Origin of the sequence: Streptomyces longhuiensis, from assembly GCF_020616555.1 — a bacterium.
GTDB classification, from domain to species: domain Bacteria; phylum Actinomycetota; class Actinomycetes; order Streptomycetales; family Streptomycetaceae; genus Streptomyces; species Streptomyces longhuiensis.
Window position 1 is genome coordinate 2,464,036 of sequence record NZ_CP085173.1, and the last position, 23,568, is coordinate 2,487,603.

The window sequence follows — 23,568 nt, forward strand, 5'->3', positions numbered from 1 at the left end:
TCGGAGGTATCGGCGCTCCAGACGGTGGCGCTCCGACCGAGGACAGGGAGGCCGCCATGGCTGTCACCGACGAGGCCATCGAGAAGATCAAGGGCATGATCGTCTCCGGCGCCCTGCGCCCGGGCGACCGGCTCCCCAAGGAGAGCGAACTCGCCGCCGACCTCGGCCTGTCCCGCAACTCCCTGCGCGAGGCCGTCCGCGCCCTGTCCCTCATCCGCATCCTCGACGTGCGGCAGGGCGACGGGACGTACGTCACCAGCCTCGACCCCCAACTCCTCCTCGAGGCCCTGAGTTTCGTCGTCGACTTCCACCGCGACGACACCGTCCTCGAATTCCTCGCCGTGCGTCGCATCCTGGAGCCGGCCGCGACCGCGATGGCCGCCACCCGGATCGACGAGGCGCGGCTCGACGCGCTCGCGGCCCAGCTGGACGCGCTCGGCACCGCGCCCTCGGTGGAGGAACTCGTCGCCTCCGACCTGGAGTTCCACCGCGGCATCGTGCAGAGCTCGGGCAACTCGGTCCTGTGCTCGCTCCTCGACGGCCTGTCCGGACCGACGACCCGGGCCCGCGTCTGGCGCGGCCTGACGCAGGAGGACGCGGTCAGCCGGACCCTGCACGAGCACCGGGCGATCCTGGCGGCGCTGCGCGACGGTGACGCGGAGGCGGCGCGGTCCTGGGCGACGGTGCACATCGCGAGCGTGGAGCAGTGGCTGCGCTCCACGCTCTGACACGGGTTCCGCTACGGGCGTGAAGGGGGAGTGCGAGGGCGGATCGCGGGGCAGTGATCCGGTCACTCCCCCGTACAAGGGGGCTGCGGACGGTCCTCTCGGACGCCGTAAGGTGGGCAGGTACGCGATAGGGGTCCCTCCCAGGCCATGAGGGCACTGGGGGACGTCGGAAGGAGGCGCTGGGTGATCGAGCTCGAGGGGGTTCCCGAGCTGGTCGACCCGGTCATGGTGGCCGCGTTCGAAGGCTGGAACGATGCCGGTGACGCCGCCTCCGCCGCGGTCGCGCATCTCGACAAGGAGTGGAAGGGCGAGGTGTTCGCGGCGCTCGACGCCGAGGACTACTACGACTTCCAGGTCAACCGGCCGACGGTGTGGCTCGACGGCGGCGTGCGGAAGATCACCTGGCCGACGACCCGGCTCTCCGTGGTCAGGGTCGGCGGCGACAAGCCGCGCGACCTGGTCCTGGTCCGGGGCATCGAGCCGTCGATGCGGTGGCGTTCGTTCTGCAACGAGCTGCTCGGGTTCGCGCACGAGTTGGGCGTCGAGCTGGTCGTCATCCTGGGCGCGCTGCTCGGCGACACCCCGCACACGCGGCCCGTGCCGGTCAGCGGCGTCACGTCCGACGCGGACCTGGCGCGCACCATGGACCTGGAGGAGACCAAGTACGAGGGTCCGACGGGCATCGTCGGCATCCTCCAGGAGGCCTGCACGCACGCGGGCGTCCCCGCGGTCTCCCTGTGGGCGGCGGTGCCGCACTACGTGTCGCAGCCGCCGAACCCGAAGGCGACGCTGGCGCTGCTCAACCGCCTGGAGGACCTGATCGACCTGCGCATCCCGCTGGGCGAGCTGGCCGAGGACTCCCGGGCGTGGCAGCTGGGCGTGGACCAGCTGGCGGCGGAGGACAGCGAGGTCGCCGAGTACGTGCAGTCGCTGGAGGAGGCCCGGGACACCGCGGAGCTTCCCGAGGCGTCCGGCGAGGCGATCGCCCGCGAGTTCGAGCGCTATCTGCGGCGCAGGGACGGCGGCGGCCCTCCGGGCGGTCCGGCCGGCCACGCGACGGACGGCGGCGACACGGCGTCGTACCTGCGGGACACCCCGAGCGAGCGCACCCGGCCCCCGCGGCCCCAGCGCCCCGACCCGGGCACGGAGGCCCCCGGCGGGACGGGTGACACGGACACGTCCTCGGACTCCGGGGACGATTCCTCCGAGGACTCGCCGGAGTAGGGCGACAACGGCTCAGCAGGGGCGGTGCACACGCGGTGTGCACCGCCCCTTCGCTGTGCGCCTGCCGTCACACGGACAGACGTGACCGCCCCCGAACTCGAAGGAGTTCGGGGGCGGTCGAGGGATGTGTGCCCCGGGACCGGGGCCCGGGGCCGAGGCGTCTAGAGCGCCACTCCGAGCAGGGCGTCGACCGCGCGGGACACCACGCCGGGCGCCCCCTCGTCCGTACCGCCCTGCTCCGTCTGAAGGGCGGCCCAGCGGTCCACCGCGAGGAGCGCGGAGGGTGCGTCGAGGTCGTTCGACAGCGCCTCGCGGATCTCCTCGACGAGCGCCGCGGCGGACGGACCGTCGGGGCGGGACACGGCGGCACGCCAGCGGCCCAGCCGCTCGACGGCGTCGCTCAGGACCTGGTCGGTCCACTCCCAGTCGGCCCGGTAGTGGTGCGCGAGGAGCGCGAGACGGATCGCGGCCGGGTCGACCCCGTCGCGCCGCAGCTTCGAGACGAAGACGAGGTTGCCCTTGGACTTGGACATCTTCTCGCCGTCGAGCGCGACCATGCCGGCGTGGACGTACGCCTTGGCCATCGGGAACTCGCCGGTGAGGACCTGCGCGTGCGAGGCGCCCATCTCGTGGTGCGGAAAGGCCAGATCGGACCCTCCGCCCTGCACGTCGAAGCCCATGCCCAGGTGGTCGAGGGCGATGGCGACGCACTCGATGTGCCAGCCGGGCCGGCCGCGGCCCAGCGAGCCGCCGTCCCAGCTCGGCTCGCCCTCGCGGGCGGCCATCCACAGCATCGGGTCGAGCGGGTTCTTCTTGCCCGGGCGGTCCGGGTCACCGCCGCGCTCGGCGGACAGCAGCCGCATCGCCGCGGCGTCCAGGCGGGAGACCTGGCCGAAGTGGGGGTCGGACTCGACGGAGAAGTAGACGTCGCCCTCGAGCTCGTAGGCGGCGCCCATGTCCCGGAGCCGTTCGACGAGCGGCACGATGCCGGGTATCGCCTCGACGGCTCCGATGTAGTGCTGCGGCGGCAGCATCCGCAGGGCGGTCATGTCCTCGCGGAAGAGGGCGGTCTCGCGCTCCGCGAGTCCGGTCCAGTCGACGCCGTCACGGATCGCGCGCTCGAGCAGCGGATCGTCGACGTCCGTCACGTTCTGGACGTAGTGGACCTGCCGCTTGGTGTCGAGCCACACGCGCTGAACGAGGTCGAACGCGTTGTAGGTCGCCGCGTGACCCATATGGGTCGCGTCGTACGGGGTGATCCCGCAGACGTAGATACGGGCGACGGGACCGGGCTCGAGGGTGACGAGGCCATCGGTCGCGGTGTCGTGGATCCTCAGGTCGCGGCCCTTGCCAGGCAGGACGGGGACCTCAGAAGCGGGCCAGGCATGCATGCCATGAGCCTAACCGGACGGAGCTTCCGCATACGAACCGGACCGGGTCCGATGGCCGGGAAGGCCCTCTTGCGGTCCGCTCGGGTGCCATGTCAGGCCTCGACGGTGGCACGGATGGCGCCCGAGAGTCCGAAGTGGCGGATGCCGTGCAGCAGATGAGCTCTGAGCCCCGTCACGAAGTACGTCCACCCCTGGGTCTGCCCGACGGCCCGCGCGGCACCCTCCAGGTTCTCCCTCATGGGCTGCTCGGTGATCGTCAGCAGCGTGGCCGCGCCGTCGTCGGCCCGCTCCAGCTCGATGGTCACGTCTCCCCCGGGCCAGCTCCACGAGATCAGCCGGTCCGTCTCCACGGGCCCGACCTCGACGTCGAAGGTCGCGTCGACATGGCCGAAACGCCAGGTCACCGTGGTGTTGGGGATCATCGGGCCGGATGCGTCAGCCGTGAAGAAGCTGGACAGCCCCTCCGGGCTCACGATGGAGTTGAACACGTCCTTCACGGGCCGGTCGATCCGGTCCTCGACGATCAGTTTCACGGCGTGGCCTCCGTTCCGGGGATCCCGTGAGGGATCCCTTCGAACGTAGCCGCAGCCACTGAGATGCGCCCCCGGACGACGCGGACCGCAGGGCTCGGACGGGGCGACTCGGACGGGCGGGCTCGGACGGGCCGGCTCAGACGGACCCGCTCAGACGGACCGGCTCAGACGGACCGGCTCAGACGGGCGGCCACGGGATGGCCGGCCACTCCCCGCTCGGCTCCCGGTGCTTCCCGGTCGTGAGCATCGCGTCGACCCGTGCGCGTACGGCGCCCAGCTCGTCCTCGGTGATCAGCTCCGCGAGCCGCAGCGCGAGGGGTTTCCCGGCCTCCAGGGCGCCCGTGAGCGCCTTCAGGGCCTCGGTCGCCTCTCCGGTCAGTGGCTCCCCCGCCCAGCCCCACAGGAGCGTGCGCAGCTTGTCCTCGGTGTTGAAGGAGACACCGTGGTCGATGCCGAACAGGCGCCCCTCGGTGTCGACCAGGAGGTGACCGCCCTTGCGGTCGCCGTTGTTGATCACCGCGTCCAGCACGGCGAGGCGCCGCAGCCGCGTGTCGTCCGCGTGTACGAGCAGCGCCGTGCGCCCCTCGCCGACCTCCGCGAACCCGACGGCCTTCCAGCCGTCGCCCGGTTCCTCACCCTCCACGAGTGCGAGCAGCTCGGCACCCTCGGAGGGCTCATCGGGCTGGTCGATCCAGAGCTGGCACATGCCTTCGCCGTACGGCCCGTCGCGCAGCACGGTCGGCGGTACGAGGCTCCAGCCGAGGGCCTCGGAGACCTCGTAGGCCGCGACCTCGCGCCGGGCGAGGTTGCCGTCGGGGAAGTCCCACAGGGGACGCTCGCCGGCGACGGGCTTGTACACGCACGACGCCGCACGGCCCGCGTGGGTGACCGTGCACAGGAGCACCGCGTTCGACGCCTCACGGATGCGCCCCTGGACCGCCAGCTCGCCCCTGGTGAGGAGGTCCGTGTCCGTGACGGTCACGCTCCTCGCCGGTATCCGTTCTGACGCGGGCATACGTGTCCCTCCGGGTCGAGCGGCAGACTGCACAGGGGGCACGGCGGGCGCCCCGCGTTCACGACGTCCAGGGCGCGCTTGGCGAACGCGCGCGCCTGTACGCCGGTGAGCCGGACCCGCAGCATCGGGGGGCCGTTCTCCTCGTCCTGGAGCAGCCGCTCCTCGGCCTCCGCGAGGTCCTCGTCGGAGTCCGCGTCGAGCTCGACGAGCGCCTGCGCCTCGACGATCATCCGCTCCTCCTCGCCGTCCCAGGCGAGGGCCATCGTGCCGACCCGGAACTCCTCGTCGACGGGCGCTTCGAGAGGCGCGGTGTCGTGGATCTCCGTGGGCACGACGGCGGGCACCGACGCGTTCCCGCCGCTGCGGCGCACGACCTCGTCGAGGAGCTCGTCCATGCGCTCGGCGAGGGCTGCGACCTGGGTCTTCTCCAGAGCCACACTCGTCACACGGGCGCCGGCCGAGGCCTGGAGGAAGAAGGTACGGCGCCCGGGGAGCCCGACCGTGCCGGCCACGAAACGCTCCGGGGGGTCGTAGAGGAACACCTGACGGGACACGTCCTGTCTCCATTGGAATCGACTGCTGGGACCGACTGCTTGATCGGGCGCGGCAACAACTGCAGTTACTGCGACGGCTTCACCCTACTGCGGCGGACGATCACGGGGCGCCCGCACCGCCCCCGACCGGGGCGTCCCCCTCGGCCGGCTTCTCGCGCGGGGCGAGCGACGCGAAGTCACCGGTGTCGCCGAGGCGGACGAGATAGGGGCGGAGCCGGGTGTAACGGATCACCGTGACCGAGCAGGGCTCCACGGAGATGCGCTGGAAGAGGTCCAGATGAAGCCCTATGGCGTCCGCGACGAGCGACTTGATGATGTCGCCGTGGGAGCACATCAGATAGGCGGCGTCCGGGCCGTGGTCGCGCTCCACGCGCGCGTTCCACTCGCGTACGGCCTCCGCGGCCCGGTGCTGCATGGCCCGCATGGATTCGCCGCCGGGGAACGCGGCGGCCGACGGGTGCTGCTGCACGACCTCCATCAGCGGGTCGTCGACGAGCTCGGCGAGCTTGCGGCCCGACCAGTCGCCGTAGTGGCACTCGCCGATGCGGTCGTCGGTGTGCGGGGTGAGTTCCGGGCGGGCAGCGAGCAGCGGGGCCAGGGTCTCCTGACAGCGCTGGAGGGGGCTCGTGACGATCTCGGCGAGGGGCACCGCGGCCAGCCGCTCCGGCAGCGCGGCGGCCTGCGCGGCGCCGCGCTCGTCGAGGGAGACACCGGGGGTCCACCCGGCGAGCAGGCCCGCGGTGTTGGCGGTGGAGCGTCCGTGCCGGACGAGGATCAGCGTGGGCATGCGGGCCAGCCTAGGCCCAGTGCGACGTGCGGCCCGGGCACCCCCTGGGAAGAATACGAAGCGTGATCGTCGACTGCGGCATCTATCGCGACGGGCGCAGGACCGAGGGGCCCGCGGACTTCTCCCACGCGCTCGCCGAGGCCAGGGCCGAGGGCCACTCCTTCGTCTGGATCGGCCTGCACGAGCCGGCGGAGGACGAGTTCGCGCGGGTCAGCGAGGCGTTCGGCCTTCATCCGCTGGCCGTCGAGGACGCGCTCAAGGCACATCAGCGGCCGAAGCTGGAGGTGTACGACGACTCGGTGTTCGTGGTGCTCAAGCCGGTCGTGTACGAGCCGGACAGCGACAGGGTCTCCTCCGGTGAGGTCATGCTCTTCATGGGCGACTCGTTCGTGGTGACCGTCCGGCACGGCGAGGGCGCGCCCCTGAAGACCGTACGCAAGCGGCTCGAAGCGGACCCCGACGTGCTGCGGCACGGGCCGACCGCGGTCCTGTACTCGATCGCCGACGCGACCGTCGACCACTACCTGGAGGTCGCGACCGAGCTCCAGACCGACATGGAGGAGCTGGAGGCGGAGGTGTTCTCGCCGGAGGGGGGCGGCTCGCGCAACACGGCGTCCAGGATCTACACGTTCAAGCGCCAGATCCTGGAGTTCCGCCGGGCCACGGGCCCGCTGTTGCTCCCGATCGCCCGGCTGTCCGGAACCGGCCAGTCCATGGGGTCCGTGCCCTTCGTGAACGACTCGGCGCGGCCGTTCTTCCGCGACGTCGGCGACCACCTCCTGCGCGTCAACGAGTCGGTGGACGCCCTCGACCGGCTCGTCTCGGACATCCTGGCGGCGCACCTGGCGCAGATGGGTGTGCGGCAGAACGACGACATGCGCAAGATCTCGGCGTACGCCGCCATGGCCGCGGTCCCGACCCTCATCGCGGGCATCTACGGCATGAACTTCGACCACATGCCGGAGCTGCACTGGACGTGGTCCTATCCGATCGTGATCCTCGCGATGCTCTGCCTGGAACTTCTGCTGTTCCGGACGTTCAAGCGGCGCGGCTGGCTGTAGCGCGCCTCCCCGGGGGCCCTAGGCGAACTCGACCGCGCTCGTCGTGGGCCCGCCCAGCGCGTTGCGCCGCTCCGGCATCTCCAGGGACACCATCCGCCGCCAGCCGACCAGGCGTTCGTACGCGTACATGGCGTGGATGCCTGCCGCGAGCAGGCCCGCCTTGGGCTTCGGCCAGCGCAGGATGTGCCCCATGTGCTGCATGACGGCCAGGCTGACGTCGCGGTAGACGCGGATCTCCTCCAGGGCGCACTCGCGCAGGATGCGCTGGATGTCGCGGCCGTGGCCCGCGTACGCGAAGCGCAGCAGTTCCTCGTGGCAGTACGCGAGGTGGTTGTCCTCGTCGACCGAGATCATCTTCACCGCGCGGCCGATCTCGGGGTCGTCCGCGAAGTACTTGCGCAGCAGTTCCATCTGCTCGGAGGCCCGCTGCTCGGTGACCCGGCTGTGGGCGAGATACGTGACGACGTCCCGCACGGTGAGCGGATCGTCGGCCTTGAGTTGCTGGTGCGCGAGGCCGATGCCGTGCTTCTCCAGGAGCATCGTGTAGTCGGTCTCCGGCGGTACGTCCACGGGTTGCAGGCCGCGCTTCTTCATCAGCGCGTTGAAGATCCGCCCGTGCTTGTCCTCGTCGGCGCCGTGCCGCGCGATCTTGGGCGCGAGGGCCCGCTCGCTGAGGGGGACGAGCGCGGCGATACGGCCGTTCTCCCAGCCGCCCTGCGACTCCCCGCTCGCCGCGATGGAACAGAAGAGCCGGAAAGACTCGTCGTCGTCGAGGATCTCCTGGAACAGACTCTTGGCCGACAGCATCTCTGGCACCTCCGTGCGCGCCGCGCGTTCCGTGCGGGGGTTCCGCCGAAAACGAGTCAAATACGGCATGCCGGACCGGGCAACAGCTGTGTGGGGCCACTCGGCCGAAGGAAGGACCCCGTGAGAGGGTCTCGGGGCGTAACCAGGTGCCCGATGAGACGTTGTTACCCATGACGGCCGTGGCGGGGAAGACCCCCGAGCCCCCACCACGGCCGCAGAACTTTCCCTCTCCCCGCGTTACGCCAGTCCGGCCCGCTCCAGGGCCTCGGTGCCGGCCCGCAGGGCCGCGATCCGCTCGTCGAGCGTGAAGCCGGCGGGGGCCAGCGTCAGAGTCGTCACCCCGGCAGCCGCGTAGGCCTGCATCCGCTCGGCGATCCGCTCCACGGAGCCCAGCAGTGTCGTCGAGTCGATCAGCTGGTGCGGCACCGCGGCCCCCGCACCCTCCTTGTCGCCGCCCAGGTACTTGTCCTGGATCTCGGCGGCTTCCTTCTCGTAGCCCATGCGCTGGGCGAGCTGGTTGTAGAAGTTCTGCTTCCGGCTGCCCATGCCGCCGACGTACAGGGCGGTGTACGGGCGGAACATGTCGGCGAGCGCGGGCACGTCCTTGTCGGCGCCGAGCGCGAGGGGCAGCGTCGGGACGACGTCGAAGCCCTCCAGGGTCTTGCCGGCCTTCTCGCGCCCCGCTCGCAGGTGCGTCAGGGCGGTCTCCTCCAGGTGCTCGGCGGCCGGGAAGATCAGCAGGGCGCCGTCGGCGATCTCGCCGGTCTGCTCCAGGTTCTTCGGGCCGATCGCCGCGATGTAGAGCGGGATGTGCTCGCGCTGCGGGTGCACGGTCATCTTGAGCGGCTTGCCCGGGCCGCCCGGCAGCGGCAGCGTCCAGTGCTCGCCCTCGTACGACAGCCGCTCGCGGCTCATCGCGCGGCGCACGATCTCGACGTATTCGCGGGTGCGGGCGAGCGGCTTGTCGAACTTCACGCCGTACCAGCCCTCGGAGACCTGCGGGCCCGAGACGCCGAGGCCGAGGCGGAAGCGGCCGCCGGACAGGGAGTCGAGGGTCGCGGCCGTCATCGCGGTCATCGCGGGCTGGCGGGCGGGGATCTGCATGATGGCGGAGCCGATGTCGATGCGCTCGGTCTGCGCGGCGACGTAGGAGAGCACCGTGGGCGCGTCCGAGCCGTAGGCCTCCGCGGCCCAGCAGACGGCATAGCCGAGCTTGTCGGCCTCCCGTGCGACGGCCAGGTTGTCCGCGTCCATTCCGGCGCCCCAGTAACCGAGGTTGATGCCGAGCTCCATGGCCGATCCCCTTACTGATCAGTAACGTCCTTTGTCCGGGCACCCTAGCGCGCCGGTTCGGGGGTCGGCAGAGGCCGGTTGTCCACAGGCCCCCAATAACCGACTTCCGGCCAGTAATCTCAGCGCCCATGGAGCAGAGGCATCTCGGCCGCACCGGCCTGCGCGTGTCCCGGATCGGGCTCGGCACCCTCACATGGGGCCGCGACACCGACGAGCACGACGCCGCGGACCTGTTGAAGACGTTCTGGGAAGCGGGCGGCACACTCGTCGACACGGCCGATGTCTACGGGGGCGGGGAGGCCGAGTATCTCCTCGGGCAGCTCGTCGAGGGCCTCGTGCCGCGACGCGATCTGGTCATCGCGACGAAGGCGGGCAGCGTGCCCGACCCGGACCGCCGCTTCGACGGCTCGCGCGCCCATCTCCTCGCCGCCCTCGACGCGTCCCTCGCCCGCCTCGGCACGGACTACGTCGACCTGTGGCAGGTCCACGCCTTCGACCCGGCCACCCCGCTCGACGAGACGCTCCAGGCCCTCGACATCGCGGTGAGCAGCGGCCGCGCCCGGTACGCGGGCGTCTCCAACTTCTGCGGCTGGCAGCTGGCCAAGGCCGGCACGTGGCAGCTGGCCGCACCGGGGATACGCACCCGGCTCGCCAGTACGCAGATGGAGTACTCCCTGCTCCAGCGCGGGGTCGAACGGGAGGTCCTGCCCGCAGCGCTCGACCTCGGCATCGGTCTGCTCCCGTCGTCACCGCTCGGCCGCGGGGTCCTCACCGGCAAGTACCGCAACGCCACGCCCGCCGACTCGCGGGGCGCGTCCGACCACATGGCGCCCTTCGTCGCGCCGTACCTCGACGACGCCGCGACCCGCATCGTCGACGCGGTCACCACGGCGGCGGACGGCCTCGCGGTGACGCCGCTCCAGGTCGCCCTCGCCTGGATCCGCGACCGGCCCGGGGTGGCCGCCCCCATCATCGGCGCGCGCAACTCGCAGCAGCTCACGGCGGCATTGTCAGTGGAGGCCCTTAGTCTTCCTGACGAGATCTGCCAGGCGCTCGACGACGTGTCGGCGCCCGTGCACCGCTATCCCGATCAGGACTGGAGCACGCTGTGAGTACGGAGCCCGCTGCCGCGGAGGGCCATCCGGGCCCGGCCGACACCGACGCGCCCCGCGCCGGAGAAGGCGCGGAGCCCACCGGCCCCGAGGAAACCGCCGCCGAGGAAGGGGCCGGCACCCCTGACCCGGCCGAGACGGACGACGGAGCCGAGACGGACGACGGAGCCGGTGCCGGTGCCGCCGCCGCGGAGCCCGCCACCGAGGGCGTGTCCGAGGCCGCTGCCGAGATCGCCGCGCAGCGGGAGTTGCAGGAGCGGATCGCCCAGCGGAAGGCGGCCAAGGAAGGGCCCATCGCGGCAGGGGGGAAGCTGAGCGGTACGGCCGCCGATCTCCTCGCCGCGGTCCGGGCCGTCGAGAGCGGTGAGCGGCCCGCCGCCGTGTTCAGCGAGCCTGCGCCGGCTCCCCGCAAGGTCGTCGCCGAGCCCGTCCGCCGTGCGCCGGCCGCCGCGCCCGCGGGACCTGCCGAGCCGGCCGCGGAGGCCGTCGACGCCGTGCGGGCCCTCCTGGCCGAGGGCGGCGCCCCCGCCTCGCTCGCCGCACCCGCCGCCGCGACGCTCGGTGAGGGCGCTGACAGTGCGCTCCGGGACGACCCCTGGCAGCTCCTGCGGATCCCGGGCGTGCGGCCCGAGCAGGCGGACGGCTTCGCCCGCGCGCTGCTCGGCGCCGAGTGCGGCCCCGGCGACGAGCGCAGGGGCCGTGCCGTGACCGTATGGCTGCTGGAACAGGCCGCGGTCGCGGGGCACACCGCCCTGGACGCGCCGCAACTCGCGGAGGCGTTGGGCAAGCGCGCCGTGCCCGACCCGGACGAGGCGGTGCAGAGCGCCATCGCCGAGGGCGACGCGCTCGTCTTCCAGGACGCACTGGAAGAGCCGCCCGGCGGGCCCGCACGCGCCCCGGAGAGCGCCCAGGAGACCGCAGCGCAGGACGGCTCGGAGGACGGCTCGCAGGACGGTGACGAAGCCGAGCGGCCGGTCCGGGTGCTCGTCGGCCTCGAGCGGTACGCGCTGGCCGAGGAGAGCCTCGCCGACGGGCTCGCCCGGCTGGTCAACTCCCTCTCCAAGGAAGACAGTTCGCAGGCCCTCGCGGACTGGGAGCCTGCTGCCGCGGCGGCCGGCGGTTCCACCGCCGAGCTGATCAGGGCGGCCGCCGGACACGGCCTCGTCCTGCACACGGGCGCCGAGGCGGCCCGCGCCGAGCCCGCCGCACTCGTCCAGGCCGCGGCCCGCCTCGGCCTGCGCGTGTGCGCCGCGGCGCACAGCCTCGACGGGCGGCGCCGCCTCGCCGAGCACTTCGGCCCCGGCGCCCCGGAGGGCACCGCGGTCACCGTGTCCGGCCTGCTGTCCGGCGCCGAGGGCCCTGGCCGGGACCGGGACGGCGCGCTCGCGGTGGACCTGCTGGTGGTCCTGGACGCGCCGCAGCTCGACGTGGAGACGGCCGCGATGCTCGCCGAGTCGCTCCCCGACGGCGCGCGGCTCGTCCTCAGCGGCGACCCGTCCGTCCTGTGGTCCGCGGGCCCCGGCCGGGTCTTCGCGGATCTCCTCACGGCCCGCGTGTGCCCCCGGATCGTCTCCCGCACCCCGGACCCCGGCCCGGTCGGAGAGCTGGTCTCCGGCATCGGTGTGGGCGAGCTGAACGAGGTGGCGGCCCCCGGCAAGGAAGTGGTGATCGTGCCGGTGCGCGACGCCGCCGAGGCGATCCACCGGGCCGTACAGCTGGTCGCCGACTCGGTGCCGCGGGCGATCGGCGTGCCCTCCGAGCAGACCCAGGTCATCACGCCCGGCCATGGGGGCGCCGCCGGGACGCGCGCGCTGAACGCGGCCCTCAAGGAGCGCCTCAACCCCGGCCCCGGCCGCTTCGGCGGCTTCGACCCGGGCGACCGGATCGCGTACGTACCAGCCCCTGGCCGCACGGTGCCCGGCCGGGTGGTGCGGGCCGACGCGGACGGCCTGCACCTGGACTGCGCCGGGACCCCGGTGGTCGTACCGCAGGACGCGGTGGAGCGGACCGTGCGGCACGGGTGGGCGCTGACCGCGCACCAGGCGGTGGGCCTGCGGTGGCCCGCGGCGGTTGTCGTGCTGCCGGGCGACGCGACGCAGGCACTGAGCCGCCCGTGGGTGTACACGGCGTTCGGCCGCGGTGAGCGGCACCTCTCGGTGGTGCACGGCGCGGACTCGGCCCTGCCGCGCGCCGTGGCCGAGGTCCCGGCCAAGCCGCGTACGACACGTCTGCAGACCCTGCTGCGCGCGCAGGTCCCGCCGGCGCAGTAAGCCCACAGCGGCAGACGGGAGGGGCGGGCGGACCGAAGTCCGCCCGCCCCTCACTCGCTCGCCGACGCCGTCACCGGCCGTGTCAGGTCGGTTCCAGCTCGTCGTCCGTGGCGCCCGTGACCGCGCCGGGCCCGTCGGCCTCGAGGTCGCCGTCCAGCTCGTCGTCGAAGACGGAACTGACGTCGAAGCGGCAGACGACCCGCTGCGGATCGGCCTGGTCGAACGGCGCGTCCAGCCACTCCCCCGGCTCCGCCGGTTCGTCCGAGGCCGTCACCCACAGCGTGGAGTCGCCCTCCTCCAGGCCGAACTCCTTGTGCCGGGACGCGATTTCGTCGGGTTCGAACTCTCCGAAGAGGACACCGAGGGCGGCGTGCACGCTGCTCCCGATGGTCCCGACGGCCGCCGCGGCGCCGTCGCCGAGGTCCGAGTCGGCCTCCACGTCGGCGACCCGCTGGGCCTGTGCCAGCAGTCGCTGCGGCTCCACCACGGCGTAGTCGCGCCGGATGAGCACGCTCAGGGCGTTCGGTTCCTCGGGCCCGGTGTACGGGGGCAGCGAGTCCTCCGTACCGGGAATCTCGAAGGGGGTGACCTCGTCGTAGCGGTCATAGAGGAGCTCGTCGTACTCCTCGGCCGCCGCGGCCAGTTCGTTGAACGCTTCATAGACGGCCGGATCGTCCTCACCCGACCTGCGCTCGACAGCCGCCAGGTGGCGGTCGAGCGCAGCCTTGACCGCCTCGGCGGCGGCGCGTACCTCGGCAGTGGTGGGCTGCGCAGCATCAGACATAGGGCAGACGCTATCCGTACACGGCCCGTGCCCGCACAATAGATGCGATGCCGGAATACGAATTTGTCGACGTGTACGTCCCTCGCGGGGTCTCCCGCAAGGACGCCACACGCCTGCTGACCGACCACGCCGAGTACGGACACTGGGAGTTGGACCGCCTGAGCCTGCTGCGCGACGGCAGCCGCAGAGTGCGGTTGCGCCGGCGGATCATCCGCCAGCTGCGCGCCACGTGGTGAGCGAGCGGAGCGGGCCCCGTCGCTACTGGGCCCGCTCCGTTCCGCACCTTCTCAGTCACGCCGCGTCACGTGGCGGTCACACGCCTGCCCGCGCCCGCCGGTAGAGGAGCGCGCCCGCGAGCAGGGCGCCCGCACCGGCCGGGAGGACGGTACCCAGCGGCATCGAGCTGCCGGTCTCGGCGAGCTGCTCCGAACCCTTGGGCTGGGTGACGGTCTGCGTCCCCGGGTGGTTCGGGGTGACGGGCCGGCTCGGCGTCGACGGCGTCGACGGCGTGACGGGGTGGTGGGGCGTGCTCGGCACGTTCCTCGTCGGCGGCTTGGTCGGCGGGGTCGTCGGCTCTTCTCCCGGCGAGTTCGCGCAGTCGTTGCCGCCCGCCGGGTTGAGCAGCCCGATGACCGAGACGCTGTTGCCGCAGGCGTTGACCGGCACGTGGACCGGAACCTGCACATGGTTGCCGGAGCCGACGCCGGGCGAATCGCTCGTGCCTCCCTCGGCCGTGGCGCCACCGCCGTGGTGGTGGTGCCCACCGGAGTGGTGCCCACCGGAGTGGCTCCCGCCGGCGCGGCCGCCTCCCGGCTTCGACGTGTTCGCACAGTCGTTGCCCGACGTGGGGTTGAGCAACCCGACGACGTTCACTGTGTTGCCGCACGCGTTGACCGGAATGTCCACGGGGAGCTGGATCGTGTTGCCGGAAAGGACGCCGGGCGATCCCGACGAGCCCCCCTCGGCACCGGAGTCTGCGTGGGCGTAACCACCGGACACGGCGAGTACGCCGGTCGCGGCCGCCACGGTGATCAGGCCTTTGCGCGTGACCTGTCGCATAGCTTTAACCTGCCTTATTACCTTGCGGAATGCGCACGGGCATCCATACGCGTGCGCGGAATGCCCAATCGGCCCCGGAGCGCATGGCGCGCACTCCGGGGCCGACGGACTCAGGCCCTCAAGGGGCGATGCACTTCAACGTCACTTGTTGACGCAGGCGTTGCCGAAGGCGGGGTTCAGCAGCCCGATCACGGACACCGTGTTGCCACAGGCGTTCACCGGGATGTGGACCGGAACCTGGATGACGTTGCCCGAGATCACACCGGGAGACTTCACGGCGGCACCCTGAGCACCGGTGTCGGCAGCGGCGATGCCCGCACCAGCGAGCACGAGACCACCCGTGGCAGCCGCAGCAGCGACGACCTTCTTGATCATTATTCCTCCTTGTTGGCAATGCAGTCCCAGCCGCGGACTGCACTCCCTGTAACGAGGAGGGACTGATCAGGCTACGAGCCTATGTTTCCTTTCACTCTTTCCAGTCCTGTACGTACGCGCAGTCGAATACCGGCGCGACCTCGCCGGTTCAGGACGCGTCGATGAACCGGTCGAGCACGCGCACACCGAACTTGAGCCCGTCGACCGGAACTCGCTCGTCGACGCCGTGGAACATGCCCGCGAAGTCCAGCTCCGGCGGCAGCTTCAGGGGGGCGAAGCCGAACCCGCGGATGCCGAGGTCGTCGAAGGACTTGGCGTCGGTGCCGGCGGAGAGCATGTACGGCACCGCGCGGGCGATCGGGTCCTCGGCCTGGAGCGCCGTCTGCATGGCGTCGACGAGCGCGCCGTCGAAGGTGGTCTCCAGGGCCTTGTCCGCGTGCACGTCCTCGCGCTTCACGTTCGGGCCGAGGATGCGGTCGAGATCGGCGAGGAACTCCTCCTCGTAGCCCGGCAGATAGCGGCCGTCGACGTGCGCGGTGGCCTGCCCGGGGATCACGTTCACCTTGTAGCCGGCGCCGAGCTGCGTCGGATTGGCGGTGTTCTGCAGCGAGGCGCCGATCAGCTTGGCGATGCCGCCGAGCTTGGCGAGCGTCTCGTCCATGTTCTCCGGGTCGAGCTCGGTGCCGAGCGCGTCGCCGAGCTCGTCGAGGAAGTGCCGCAGCGTCTTGGTGACCCGCACCGGGAACTTGTGCCGCCCCAGGCGCCCGACGGCCTCGGACAGCTCGGTGATCGCGTTGTCCTTGTGGATCATCGAACCGTGGCCGGCGGTGCCGTCCACGGTCAGCTTCATCCAGTGCATGCCCTTCTGGGCCGTCTCCACGAGGTAGAGCCGCAGCTTCTCGTTGACGGTGAAGGAGAACCCGCCGACCTCGCTGATCGCCTCCGTGCACCCCTCGAAGAGGTCCGGGTGCTTGTCGACGAGGTGCCGCGCGCCGTACGTGCCGCCCGCCTCCTCGTCGGCGAGGAAGGCCAGGACGATGTCGCGCGGGGGCTTACGGCCGCTGCGCAGCCGGTCCCGGACGACCGCGAGGGTCATCGCGTCCATGTCCTTCATGTCGACGGCGCCGCGACCCCAGACGCACCCGTCGGCGATCTCGCCGGAGAACGGGTGGTGGGTCCAGTCCGCCGCGTTGGCCGGAACGACGTCGGTGTGGCCGTGGATCAGGAGCGCGGGCCGCGAGGGGTCCTCGCCCTGGATCCGGGCGACCGTGGAGGCCCGGCCCGGGTGGGACTCGAAGATCTTGGGCTCGAGGCCCACCTCGGCGAGCTTCTCCGCCACGTACTCGGCGGCCTTGCGCTCACCGGGGCCCGAGTGGTCGCCGTAGTTGCTGGTGTCGATCTGGATCAGCTCACGACAGAGGTCGACGACCTCGTCCTCGCCCGAGACCGTCCTGCCCGTGCTCGACTCGCTCACGCCTGTTCCTTCCACTGTCGTTGCTGGTGGTCCCCCTCATCCTCTCTCTCCGAAGGCCGCGGCCCAAGGGCGGGCGGGGGTCGTCATCCGCCGTTCACAGCGAAGAGGTGGCGGGCTCGGGCACCCCTTCGGGCCTGGTAATGTTCTCTCTGTCGCCGCGGGGAACACCCCGCGAAGACAGACACCTTGTCCGGGTGGCGGAATGGCAGACGCGCTAGCTTGAGGTGCTAGTGCCCTTTATCGGGCGTGGGGGTTCAAGTCCCCCCTCGGACACCAGCAGGAACCCCAGTCAATCTGGGGTTTTTTGCATTTCCGGACCCTCTGCCGGACCTCTCTCCGGCCCCCTCCCCGTCAGACGCTCGAAGAGCAGCGGGCGGGCGGCGCGCAGGGCCGTGGTGATCGCTCCCAACAGGACCGCGTCCGCTCCCGTCCTGCTGGGCTCGACGCGGGGGCGCAGCGGGGTGAGGCGGTGCAGGGTCTCGGCGACCGTGGCGAGCAGGAGGTCCGCGCCCTTCCCGACGCCGCCGCCGAGGACCACCAGATCGGGATCGAGGACGGCGGTCACGGAGGCGACGGCGAGGGCGAGGCGCTCGCCCTCCTGACGTACGGCGGCGAGGGCGGCACGGTCGCCGGTGCGGGCGGCGTCGAAGACTCGCTTGGCAGTGAGCGGCCCGGTCATGCCCAGGACGCGGGCGGCCCGGACGACGGCGTCGGCGGAGACCGCGTCCTCCAGCATCCCGCGCCGGGGGGCCGCTCCCGAGGCCGGTACGCCGTCCAGTGGCAGGAAGCCGATCTCGCCCGCGGCGCCGTGCGCGCCGAGGAAGAGTTCGCCGTCGGCGACGACGCCCATGCCGAGGCCGGTGCCGATCAGGACGTACACGAACAGATGACTGTCCTTGCCCGCGCCGAAGGTGTACTCGCCGAGCGCGGCGAGGTTGGCGTCGTTGTGGACGGAGAGCGGGGTGCCGAGCCGGTCGCGCATGCGCTCGACGAGGCCGGGGCGGCCCCAGCCGGGCAGGTTGACGGCATAGCGGACCCGGCCGGTGTGGCGGTCGAAGACGCCGGGGGTGGCTACGGCGGTGTGCACGACGTCCGCCTGGCTCAACCCGGCTTCCGCGAGGGCCTGTTCGGCGCAGGTGACGGCCGCGTCGGCGACCGCTCCCGCGCTGCGGCCGCGGTTGCGTAACTCCGTACGGGAAACGATCGCGCCCGTCACGTCGGCCACCGCCGTGCGCAGCAGGGCGCGGCCGATGTCGATGCCGAGGACGTGTCCGGCACGAGGGTCGGGTTCGTAGAGGACGGCGACGCGTCCCCTGCTCTGCGCGTGGGTGCCGGCCTCGCGGACCAGGCCCGCGCGTTCCAGGGCGGCCAGGGCGGAGGAGACGGTGGGCTTGGACAGGCCGCTGTCGCGGGCGAGTTGGGCGCGGGAGGCGGGGCCTTCGAGGCGTAGGCGTTCGAGGAGCAGCCATTCGTTGTTGCTGCGCAGGCGCAGGCGGTTCCAGGGGGGTGTGGTCACCGGGCGCCCTCGGGCGGGGCCGTGACGTGGCAGGCCGCCGTGTGGCCCTCGGCGACGGGTTGCAGGCGTGGGGTGACGTGGTGGCACTGGTCGACGGCGAGCGGGCAGCGGGTGCGGAAGCGGCAGCTGGGGGTGGGGTCGATGACGACGGGCGGGTCGGTCTTGGCGGCGGCCGCGTCGACGTCGAGGGGGGCGCGCGGATCGGGGACGGCGGACAGGAGCAGCTCGGTGTAGGGGTGGCGGGGGTGGGCCAGGACGTCCTCGGTGGGGCCGGTCTCGACGACGTGACCGCCGTACATGACGGCGATCCGGTCCGAGAGATAGCGGGCGCCGGCGATGTCATGGGTGATGTAGAGGATGGAGACGCCCTCGGTCTCGCGCAGGTCGGCCATGACGTTGAGCAGGCCGATGCGGATGGAGACGTCGAGCATGGAGACGGGTTCGTCGGCGAGGATCAGTTTGGGGCGGTGGGCGAGAGCCTGGGCGAAGCCGATGCGCTGGCGCTGGCCGCCGGAGAGTTCGTACGGGAAGCGGGACAGGACCTCGGCGGCGGGGGTGAGGCCGACCGCCTCGACGACCCGCTCGGCTTCCGCCTGGCGCTCGGTGCCGCTCAGTTCGGGGCGGTGCAGCTTGAGGCCGCGCAGGATGCCGTGGGAGACGCGGTAGGCGGGGTTGAGGGAGGCGAAGGGGTCCTGGAAGACCATGGGGACGTCGCCGCGGTAGGCGAGCTCGGCCCTGCGGCCGCGGTGGGCGGTCAGCGGCTGTCCCTGGTACCGGATCTCACCGCGGGTGGGCTTGTGGACCTGGGCGACGAGGCGGGCGAGCGTGGACTTGCCGCTGCCGCTCTCGCCGACGAGGGCGACGATCTCGCGTTCGCCGATGGCGAGGTCGACGTCGTCGACGGCGTGCAGGACGCTGCGGGTGAGCCCGGTGCCGACCTTGAAGTGGCGGGTGAGGCCGATCGTTTCGAGGAGAGGGCTCATGAGGCGGCCTCCGTGAGGTGCAGCAGGCAGCGGGAGCGGGCCGCCCCCACTTCGTACAGGGCGGGCTCGCTGACATGGCACCGCTCGTGGACGAGGGGGCAGCGCGGGGTGAAGCGGCAGCCGGCCGGGGGCGCGGCGAGGTCGGGCGGGCTGCCGGGGATGCCGTGCAGCGGGACGCGGGGGCCGCGGATCGAGGGGAACGCTTCGAGGAGGCCGCGGCTGTAGGGGTGGGAGGGGTGGTCGAAGACGGTGCGGGTGGGGCCCTGTTCGACGACCTGGCCCGCGTACATGACGAGGAGCTGGTCGGAGAAGTGGCTCACCAGGGACATGTCGTGGGTGACGAACACGACGGCGAAGCCGAGGAGCTGCTGGAGTTCCTTGATCTGGACCATGAGGGAGCGCTGGGCGACGACGTCGAGCGCTGAGGTCGGCTCGTCCATGATGACCAGGTCCGGGGTGAGCAGCAGCGCCATGGCGATCATGGCGCGCTGGCGCATGCCGCCGGAGAGCTGGTGCGGGTAGCTGTGCAGATGGACGGGGTCGATGCCGACGAGGTCGAGGACCTCGGCGGAGCGGGCCCGGATCTCCTCGTTCGTATGAGTCCCGTGGGCGGCCATCGCGTCCTTGTACTGGGCGGCGAGGGTGGCCACCGGGTTCAGGGCGTTCATGGCGGACTGCAGGACGACGGAGTAGTCGCGCCAGCGCAGGGCGTTGAGTTCGCGTTCGCCGAGGGTGACGAGGTTCTCGCCGCGGAAGCGGACGGCGCCGCCGGCGATGCGGGCGGGCGGGTTGAGCAGCTGCGCGACGGCGAACATCAGGGTGGACTTGCCGCAGCCGGACTCGCCGACGACTGCGGTGAACTGTCCTTTTTCCACCGTGAGTTCGACGTGGTCGACGGCCGTGACGGGGCCGCGTGCGGTGTCGTAGACGACGGTGAGGTCGGTGACGCTCAGCAGGGGTTCAGGCACCTTTGCGCCTCCTTCGTACGGGACGCAGGGCCGGGTTGCCGATCTCGTCGAAGGCGTAGTTGACGAGGGCGAACGCGACGCCGAGCAGGGCGACGCACAGGCCGGGGGCGAGGGACCACAGCGGGGTGCCGGTCTGCAGGGCCTGCTGGTTCTGGGCCCAGTAGAGCATGGTGCCCCAGCTCTGCGAGTTCGGGTCGCCGAGGCCGAGGAACTGCAGGCCGGCCGCGCTCAGCACCGAATAGAGCGCGGCGCCGAGGAAGTTGGCGACGATCAGGGACGTCATCGTCGGCAGGACCTCGCAGACGATGATGTACGAGCGCCGCTCGCCGCGCACCCGCGCCGATTCCAGGAAGTCCCGGTTGCGCAACGACAGTGCCTGGGCGCGCAGTTGGTTGGCGCCGTAGGACCAGCCGGTGAGGACGAGGACGGCGAGGATGACGGTGAGCGAGCCTTTGCCGGCGTACTTGGCGAGGATGATCACCAGGGGGAACGCCGGAATGACGAGGACGACGTTCGTCAGGAGCGACAGGAGGTCGTCGGCGAGGCCGCCGAGGTACGCGGCGGAGACTCCGACGATCACGGACAGGACGGTGGCGAGGGCGCCGGCCACGACGGCGATGACGAGCGACTCCCGTGTGCCGTGGACGAGTTGGGAGTAGATGTCCTGGCCGAGCGCCGTGGTGCCGAGGAGATGGGCGGTGGACGGGGCGAGGCGGGGGGCGAAGTTCGCCTCGTCGGGGTGGTCGACGGAGGTGAACAGGCCCGGGAACGCGGCGACGACGGTGAACACGAGCAGGATCACCGCGCCCGCCATGGCCTTCCGGTTGCCCCGGACGGCGCGCCAGAGGCCGCCGCCCGCCCGGGTGCGGGCCGGGGCCTTCTCCGGGGGCGGTGCGGTGATGGCGGTGGTGGTCATCGGGCGCTCACCCCTTCGCCCTGGCTCGCGGATCCAGCCACACCGTCGCGATGTCCACCGCGAGCAGCGCCACCAGGACCGCGACCGTGAACAGCATGAACAGGGCCTGCATCAGCGGGTAGTCGACGTTCTGGACGGCGTTGTAGAGGAGGTAGCCGATGCCGGGGTAGTTGAAGACGTACTCGATGAGGATCGCGCCCGAGATGACGAAACCGAGGGACATGGCGAAGCCGGCGAGGTTGGGCAGGATCGCGTTGCGGGCGGCGTACCCGTACATGATGCGGCGGGAGCCGAGGCCCTTGGCGCGGGCCATCCGGACGTAGTCCTCGGCCAACGTGGTGATCATGTTGTTGCGCATGGTGAGGATCCAGCCGCCGATCGTCGTGATGAGGAGCGTCGCCGCGGGCAGGACCGCGTGGGAGAGCACGCTGCCCACGAAGCCCGGGGAGAAGCCGGGCACGATCGTGGTGTCGTAGTTGAAGTTGGCGGGGAGCCAGCCGCCGGTGCCCTGGGAGAAGACCAGGATCAGCAGCAGGCCCACCCAGAAGTACGGCAGCGCCGACGTGATCACGAAGATCGGCGGGAGGATCGCGTCGAGGGCGCCGCCGCGGCGCCAGCCCGAGACGGTGCCGATGAGCGTGCCGAGGACGAACGCGAGCACCGTGGTGATGCCGACGAGGCCCAGGGTCCAGGGCAGGGCGCCGCCGATCAGCTTGGTGACCGGCTCGCCCAGCGTCTGGCCGATGGAGCGGCCCCAGTTCCCGGTGAACATGTGGCCCAGGTAGTCGACGTACTGGACCGCCACGTTCTGGTCGGGCTTGAAGCCGAACGACGTCAGCATCTGTTCGAGCGCGTCGCGGGAGACGCGGCCACGGGTGCGCACGACGAGCGCGTCGACCGGGTCGCCCGGCATGAAGCGCGGGATGAAGAAGTTCAGGGTGAGGGCCGCCCAGAGCGTGAGGAGAAAGAACCCCAGGCGGCGCAGTATGAAGCGCACAGGTCACCGCCTACTGGGCCGACTTGGAGTACAGGTGGGTGAGCACCTGGCCCGTGTCGGGGAAGTTGTAGGCCGCGGGCTGGGCGTAGGGGTTGTCCTCGGTGGGCCAGCCGGCGATGTCCTTGGTGTTGTACTGGAACCAGTCCACCGCCTCCACGACGGGGATCACCGGGACGTCGTCGATCATGTACTGGGCGACCTGCTTGACGATCTCGACCTGCTTGGTCTCGTCCGCCGACGCGTAGTCGTTGAGGAGCTGGTCGACCTTCGGGTTCTTGTAGCGCTGGTAGTTGCTGGTGGCGTTCTTGCCGAGAGGCGCGGTGTTCGCGGAGTGCAGCATCTGGCGCAGCTCGTAGTACGGGGTCGGGCCGCTGGTCTGCTGGTTGTAGTACGCAAGGTCGTAGTCACCGGTGTAGAGCTTGCCGACCATGGTCTGCTGCGCGAGGTCCTGGACGGTGAGGTCGATGCCGACGGCCTTCAGGTTCTGCTTGATGACGTTGAGGGAGGCGTCCCAGTCGGTGTAGCCGGTGATCGTGATGATCTTCAGCTTGAGCGGCTTCGACGGGGAGTAGCCGAGCTCGCCGAGGAGCTTCTTGGCGCGGGCCGGGTCCGGCTTGTCGAAGCCGGCCTTCTCGACGGCCGCCTTGTCGTAGTACGTGTCGAACGTCGGCGTGACGATGCCCGACTGGTTGGCGGCCGGTTCCTGCCCGCCGACCCCGATCTTGGAGACCTTGTCGCGGTCGATGGCGTACGAGATCGCCCGGCGGACCTTGAGGTTGCTGGACATCTTGTGGGACGGGTCGAGGTTCGGGTAGATGCCGACGTTCAGGACGGGCGGCGACCAGGTGTGGTTGTCGGGCGACTTGTCCAGGTAGAACTGCTTGATGCCCGGGATGAACTGGCTGCCCCACTGCGCCTTGCCGTTGGCGAGGTCGAGGTTGGCGGGGCCGTTGTCGAGGTAGGCCGGGTACTCGACCTTCTGGATGTACGGCTTGCCCTGCTGCCAGTAGTCGGGGTTGGCGGTGTACTGGATGTTGTTCGGTGAGCAGGGGTTGACCTCGAAGGGGCCGGTGCCGACGGGCTTCTTGTCGACCCAGGTGTCGGGGTGGGCCGCGGCCGCGCCGGTGCCGAAGACGTGCTCGGGCACGATGGCGACCTGGTGGGCGAACGCGTAGAAGTAAGGCTGTGCCGCCTTGTCGAACTTCAGGGTGACCTGGTCGCCGGAGGCGGTCGCCGACCGGAGTCCGGCCGTGGTCCACAGGGCGTACAGGTCGGTGGACCTGACGCGCTTCATGAGGTTGAAGGTGAAGGCGACGTCCTTGGCCGTGAGCGGCTTGCCGTCGTTCCACTTCACTCCGGAGCGGATCGTGAAGTCGATCTGCGTCTTGTCGGCGTTCCACTTGTAGCTCTTGGCGAGCATCGGTGTCTCGGCCTGGTTCTTGAGGGCGTTGACGTAGATCAGGGGTTCGTAGACGAAGCCGATGGAGGTGTTGTAGACGGCCGGGTTGAACGGGTTGAAGTTGCAGGTCCAGGTCTGCCCCGCCGTGTTGGCGATGGTGACCGTGCCGCCCTTCTTCTTCGGGCCGCTGCTCTGTGTGGCGTCGTTGCCGTCGGAGCCGCCTTTGTGCTTGGTCTCCGAACAGGCCGTCGCCGTCACGGCGAGCGCGCCGATGACCGCTGCGGCGAGGATGCGCGTGGGCCTCATGTCCTGCCAGTCCCTT

At 71.3% G+C, this 23,568-nt stretch carries 23 protein-coding genes and 1 tRNA gene; 7 read left to right on the forward strand and 17 right to left on the reverse strand.

The genetic code is table 11. The annotated features are described in order from the left end of the window. Positions 1-56 precede the first annotated feature (56 nt). Entirely contained in the window at positions 57-728 is a 672-nt protein-coding gene (locus LGI35_RS11600) for a FadR/GntR family transcriptional regulator (RefSeq protein ID WP_227293795.1), read from the forward strand. A gap of 183 nt (positions 729-911) precedes the next feature. Continuing rightward, positions 912-1,952 (forward strand): PAC2 family protein, encoded by a 1,041-nt coding sequence (locus LGI35_RS11605; RefSeq protein WP_227293796.1) that lies wholly within the window; start codon positions 912-914, stop codon positions 1,950-1,952. A 161-nt stretch (positions 1,953-2,113) separates the two neighbouring features. Here LGI35_RS11605 and mshC read toward each other — a convergent pair whose 3' ends face one another. The 5 genes from mshC to LGI35_RS11630 all read right to left on the reverse strand — a co-directional run bounded on the left by mshC (position 2,114) and on the right by LGI35_RS11630 (position 6,232). Then, entirely contained in the window at positions 2,114-3,343 is a 1,230-nt protein-coding gene (gene mshC, locus LGI35_RS11610) for a cysteine--1-D-myo-inosityl 2-amino-2-deoxy-alpha-D-glucopyranoside ligase (RefSeq protein ID WP_227293797.1), read from the reverse strand. Between the two features lie 92 nt (positions 3,344-3,435). Continuing rightward, positions 3,436-3,876 carry an SRPBCC domain-containing protein gene (locus LGI35_RS11615; RefSeq protein ID WP_227293798.1) on the reverse strand — a complete coding sequence of 147 codons (441 nt, stop codon included), beginning with the start codon at positions 3,874-3,876 and terminating at the stop codon, positions 3,436-3,438. A 178-nt stretch (positions 3,877-4,054) separates the two neighbouring features. Then, a complete protein-coding gene (locus LGI35_RS11620) occupies positions 4,055-4,891 on the reverse strand; it encodes an SCO1664 family protein (protein WP_227293799.1) in 837 nt (278 codons plus the stop codon). Next, a complete protein-coding gene (locus LGI35_RS11625; RefSeq protein ID WP_227293800.1) occupies positions 4,855-5,445 on the reverse strand; it encodes a DUF3090 domain-containing protein in 591 nt (196 codons plus the stop codon). Before LGI35_RS11625 ends, LGI35_RS11620 begins: the two co-directional genes overlap by 37 nt. 100 nt (positions 5,446-5,545) lie before the next feature. Beyond that, the gene (locus tag LGI35_RS11630; protein ID WP_116503048.1) at positions 5,546-6,232 is read right to left on the reverse strand and encodes a histidine phosphatase family protein; all 687 of its coding nucleotides are present in this window, start codon (positions 6,230-6,232) and stop codon (positions 5,546-5,548) included. Between the two features lie 62 nt (positions 6,233-6,294). Between LGI35_RS11630 and corA the strand changes: the two genes are divergently transcribed. Continuing rightward, the gene (gene corA, locus LGI35_RS11635; RefSeq protein ID WP_227293801.1) at positions 6,295-7,293 is read left to right on the forward strand and encodes a magnesium/cobalt transporter CorA; all 999 of its coding nucleotides are present in this window, start codon (positions 6,295-6,297) and stop codon (positions 7,291-7,293) included. 18 nt (positions 7,294-7,311) lie between these two features. Here the strand turns inward: corA and LGI35_RS11640 are convergent, their stop codons facing one another. Next, positions 7,312-8,100: a ferritin-like domain-containing protein gene (locus tag LGI35_RS11640; protein WP_227293802.1), complete on the reverse strand. Its 789-nt coding sequence runs from the start codon at positions 8,098-8,100 to the stop codon at positions 7,312-7,314. 237 nt (positions 8,101-8,337) lie between these two features. Further along, positions 8,338-9,393: an LLM class F420-dependent oxidoreductase gene (locus tag LGI35_RS11645; RefSeq protein ID WP_227293803.1), complete on the reverse strand. Its 1,056-nt coding sequence runs from the start codon at positions 9,391-9,393 to the stop codon at positions 8,338-8,340. Between the two features lie 128 nt (positions 9,394-9,521). Between LGI35_RS11645 and LGI35_RS11650 the strand changes: the two genes are divergently transcribed. Then, positions 9,522-10,505 carry an aldo/keto reductase gene (locus LGI35_RS11650; protein ID WP_227293804.1) on the forward strand — a complete coding sequence of 328 codons (984 nt, stop codon included), beginning with the start codon at positions 9,522-9,524 and terminating at the stop codon, positions 10,503-10,505. Beyond that, positions 10,502-12,775, forward strand: coding sequence for an ATP-dependent DNA helicase (locus LGI35_RS11655; RefSeq protein ID WP_227293805.1), 2,274 nt, complete (start codon positions 10,502-10,504; stop codon positions 12,773-12,775). Before LGI35_RS11650 ends, LGI35_RS11655 begins: the two co-directional genes overlap by 4 nt. Before the next feature lie 82 nt (positions 12,776-12,857). Here LGI35_RS11655 and LGI35_RS11660 read toward each other — a convergent pair whose 3' ends face one another. Continuing rightward, the gene (locus LGI35_RS11660; RefSeq protein WP_227293806.1) at positions 12,858-13,559 is read right to left on the reverse strand and encodes a hypothetical protein; all 702 of its coding nucleotides are present in this window, start codon (positions 13,557-13,559) and stop codon (positions 12,858-12,860) included. A 47-nt stretch (positions 13,560-13,606) separates the two neighbouring features. Here LGI35_RS11660 and LGI35_RS11665 point away from each other — a divergent pair, with 47 nt between their 5' ends. Then, complete coding sequence (locus LGI35_RS11665) at positions 13,607-13,795, forward strand: DUF5703 family protein (protein WP_067429589.1); 189 nt, start codon at positions 13,607-13,609, stop codon at positions 13,793-13,795. Between the two features lie 76 nt (positions 13,796-13,871). Here LGI35_RS11665 and LGI35_RS46285 read toward each other — a convergent pair whose 3' ends face one another. The 3 genes from LGI35_RS46285 to LGI35_RS11680 form a co-directional block, all read right to left on the reverse strand. Continuing rightward, a complete protein-coding gene (locus LGI35_RS46285; RefSeq protein ID WP_227293807.1) occupies positions 13,872-14,618 on the reverse strand; it encodes a chaplin in 747 nt (248 codons plus the stop codon). Positions 14,619-14,759: 141 nt separating this feature from the next. Continuing rightward, the gene (locus LGI35_RS11675; protein WP_116503035.1) at positions 14,760-14,993 is read right to left on the reverse strand and encodes a chaplin; all 234 of its coding nucleotides are present in this window, start codon (positions 14,991-14,993) and stop codon (positions 14,760-14,762) included. 148 nt (positions 14,994-15,141) lie between these two features. Next, positions 15,142-16,467 (reverse strand): M20/M25/M40 family metallo-hydrolase, encoded by a 1,326-nt coding sequence (locus LGI35_RS11680; protein WP_165914451.1) that lies wholly within the window; start codon positions 16,465-16,467, stop codon positions 15,142-15,144. Positions 16,468-16,655: 188 nt separating this feature from the next. Between LGI35_RS11680 and LGI35_RS11685 the strand changes: the two genes are divergently transcribed. After that, positions 16,656-16,743, forward strand: a tRNA-Leu gene (locus LGI35_RS11685). Between the two features lie 13 nt (positions 16,744-16,756). On the opposite strand, the gene LGI35_RS11690 is transcribed toward LGI35_RS11685, so the two are convergent. The 6 genes from LGI35_RS11690 to LGI35_RS11715 are packed head-to-tail and all read right to left on the reverse strand — an operon-like array spanning position 16,757 to position 23,552. Continuing rightward, positions 16,757-17,983 carry an ROK family transcriptional regulator gene (locus LGI35_RS11690; protein WP_227293808.1) on the reverse strand — a complete coding sequence of 409 codons (1,227 nt, stop codon included), beginning with the start codon at positions 17,981-17,983 and terminating at the stop codon, positions 16,757-16,759. Continuing rightward, the gene (locus LGI35_RS11695) at positions 17,980-18,966 is read right to left on the reverse strand and encodes an ABC transporter ATP-binding protein (RefSeq protein ID WP_227293809.1); all 987 of its coding nucleotides are present in this window, start codon (positions 18,964-18,966) and stop codon (positions 17,980-17,982) included. The genes LGI35_RS11690 and LGI35_RS11695 overlap by 4 nt, the downstream gene beginning before the upstream one ends. Further along, a complete protein-coding gene (locus LGI35_RS11700; RefSeq protein ID WP_227293810.1) occupies positions 18,963-19,934 on the reverse strand; it encodes an ABC transporter ATP-binding protein in 972 nt (323 codons plus the stop codon). Before LGI35_RS11700 ends, LGI35_RS11695 begins: the two co-directional genes overlap by 4 nt. Continuing rightward, positions 19,927-20,850, reverse strand: a complete 924-nt coding sequence (locus LGI35_RS11705; RefSeq protein ID WP_227293811.1) for an ABC transporter permease — start codon at positions 20,848-20,850, stop codon at positions 19,927-19,929. Before LGI35_RS11705 ends, LGI35_RS11700 begins: the two co-directional genes overlap by 8 nt. Before the next feature lie 7 nt (positions 20,851-20,857). Beyond that, a complete protein-coding gene (locus LGI35_RS11710; protein ID WP_116503022.1) occupies positions 20,858-21,847 on the reverse strand; it encodes an ABC transporter permease in 990 nt (329 codons plus the stop codon). A 10-nt stretch (positions 21,848-21,857) separates the two neighbouring features. Continuing rightward, the gene (locus LGI35_RS11715) at positions 21,858-23,552 is read right to left on the reverse strand and encodes an ABC transporter substrate-binding protein (RefSeq protein ID WP_227293812.1); all 1,695 of its coding nucleotides are present in this window, start codon (positions 23,550-23,552) and stop codon (positions 21,858-21,860) included. Positions 23,553-23,568 lie beyond the last annotated feature (16 nt).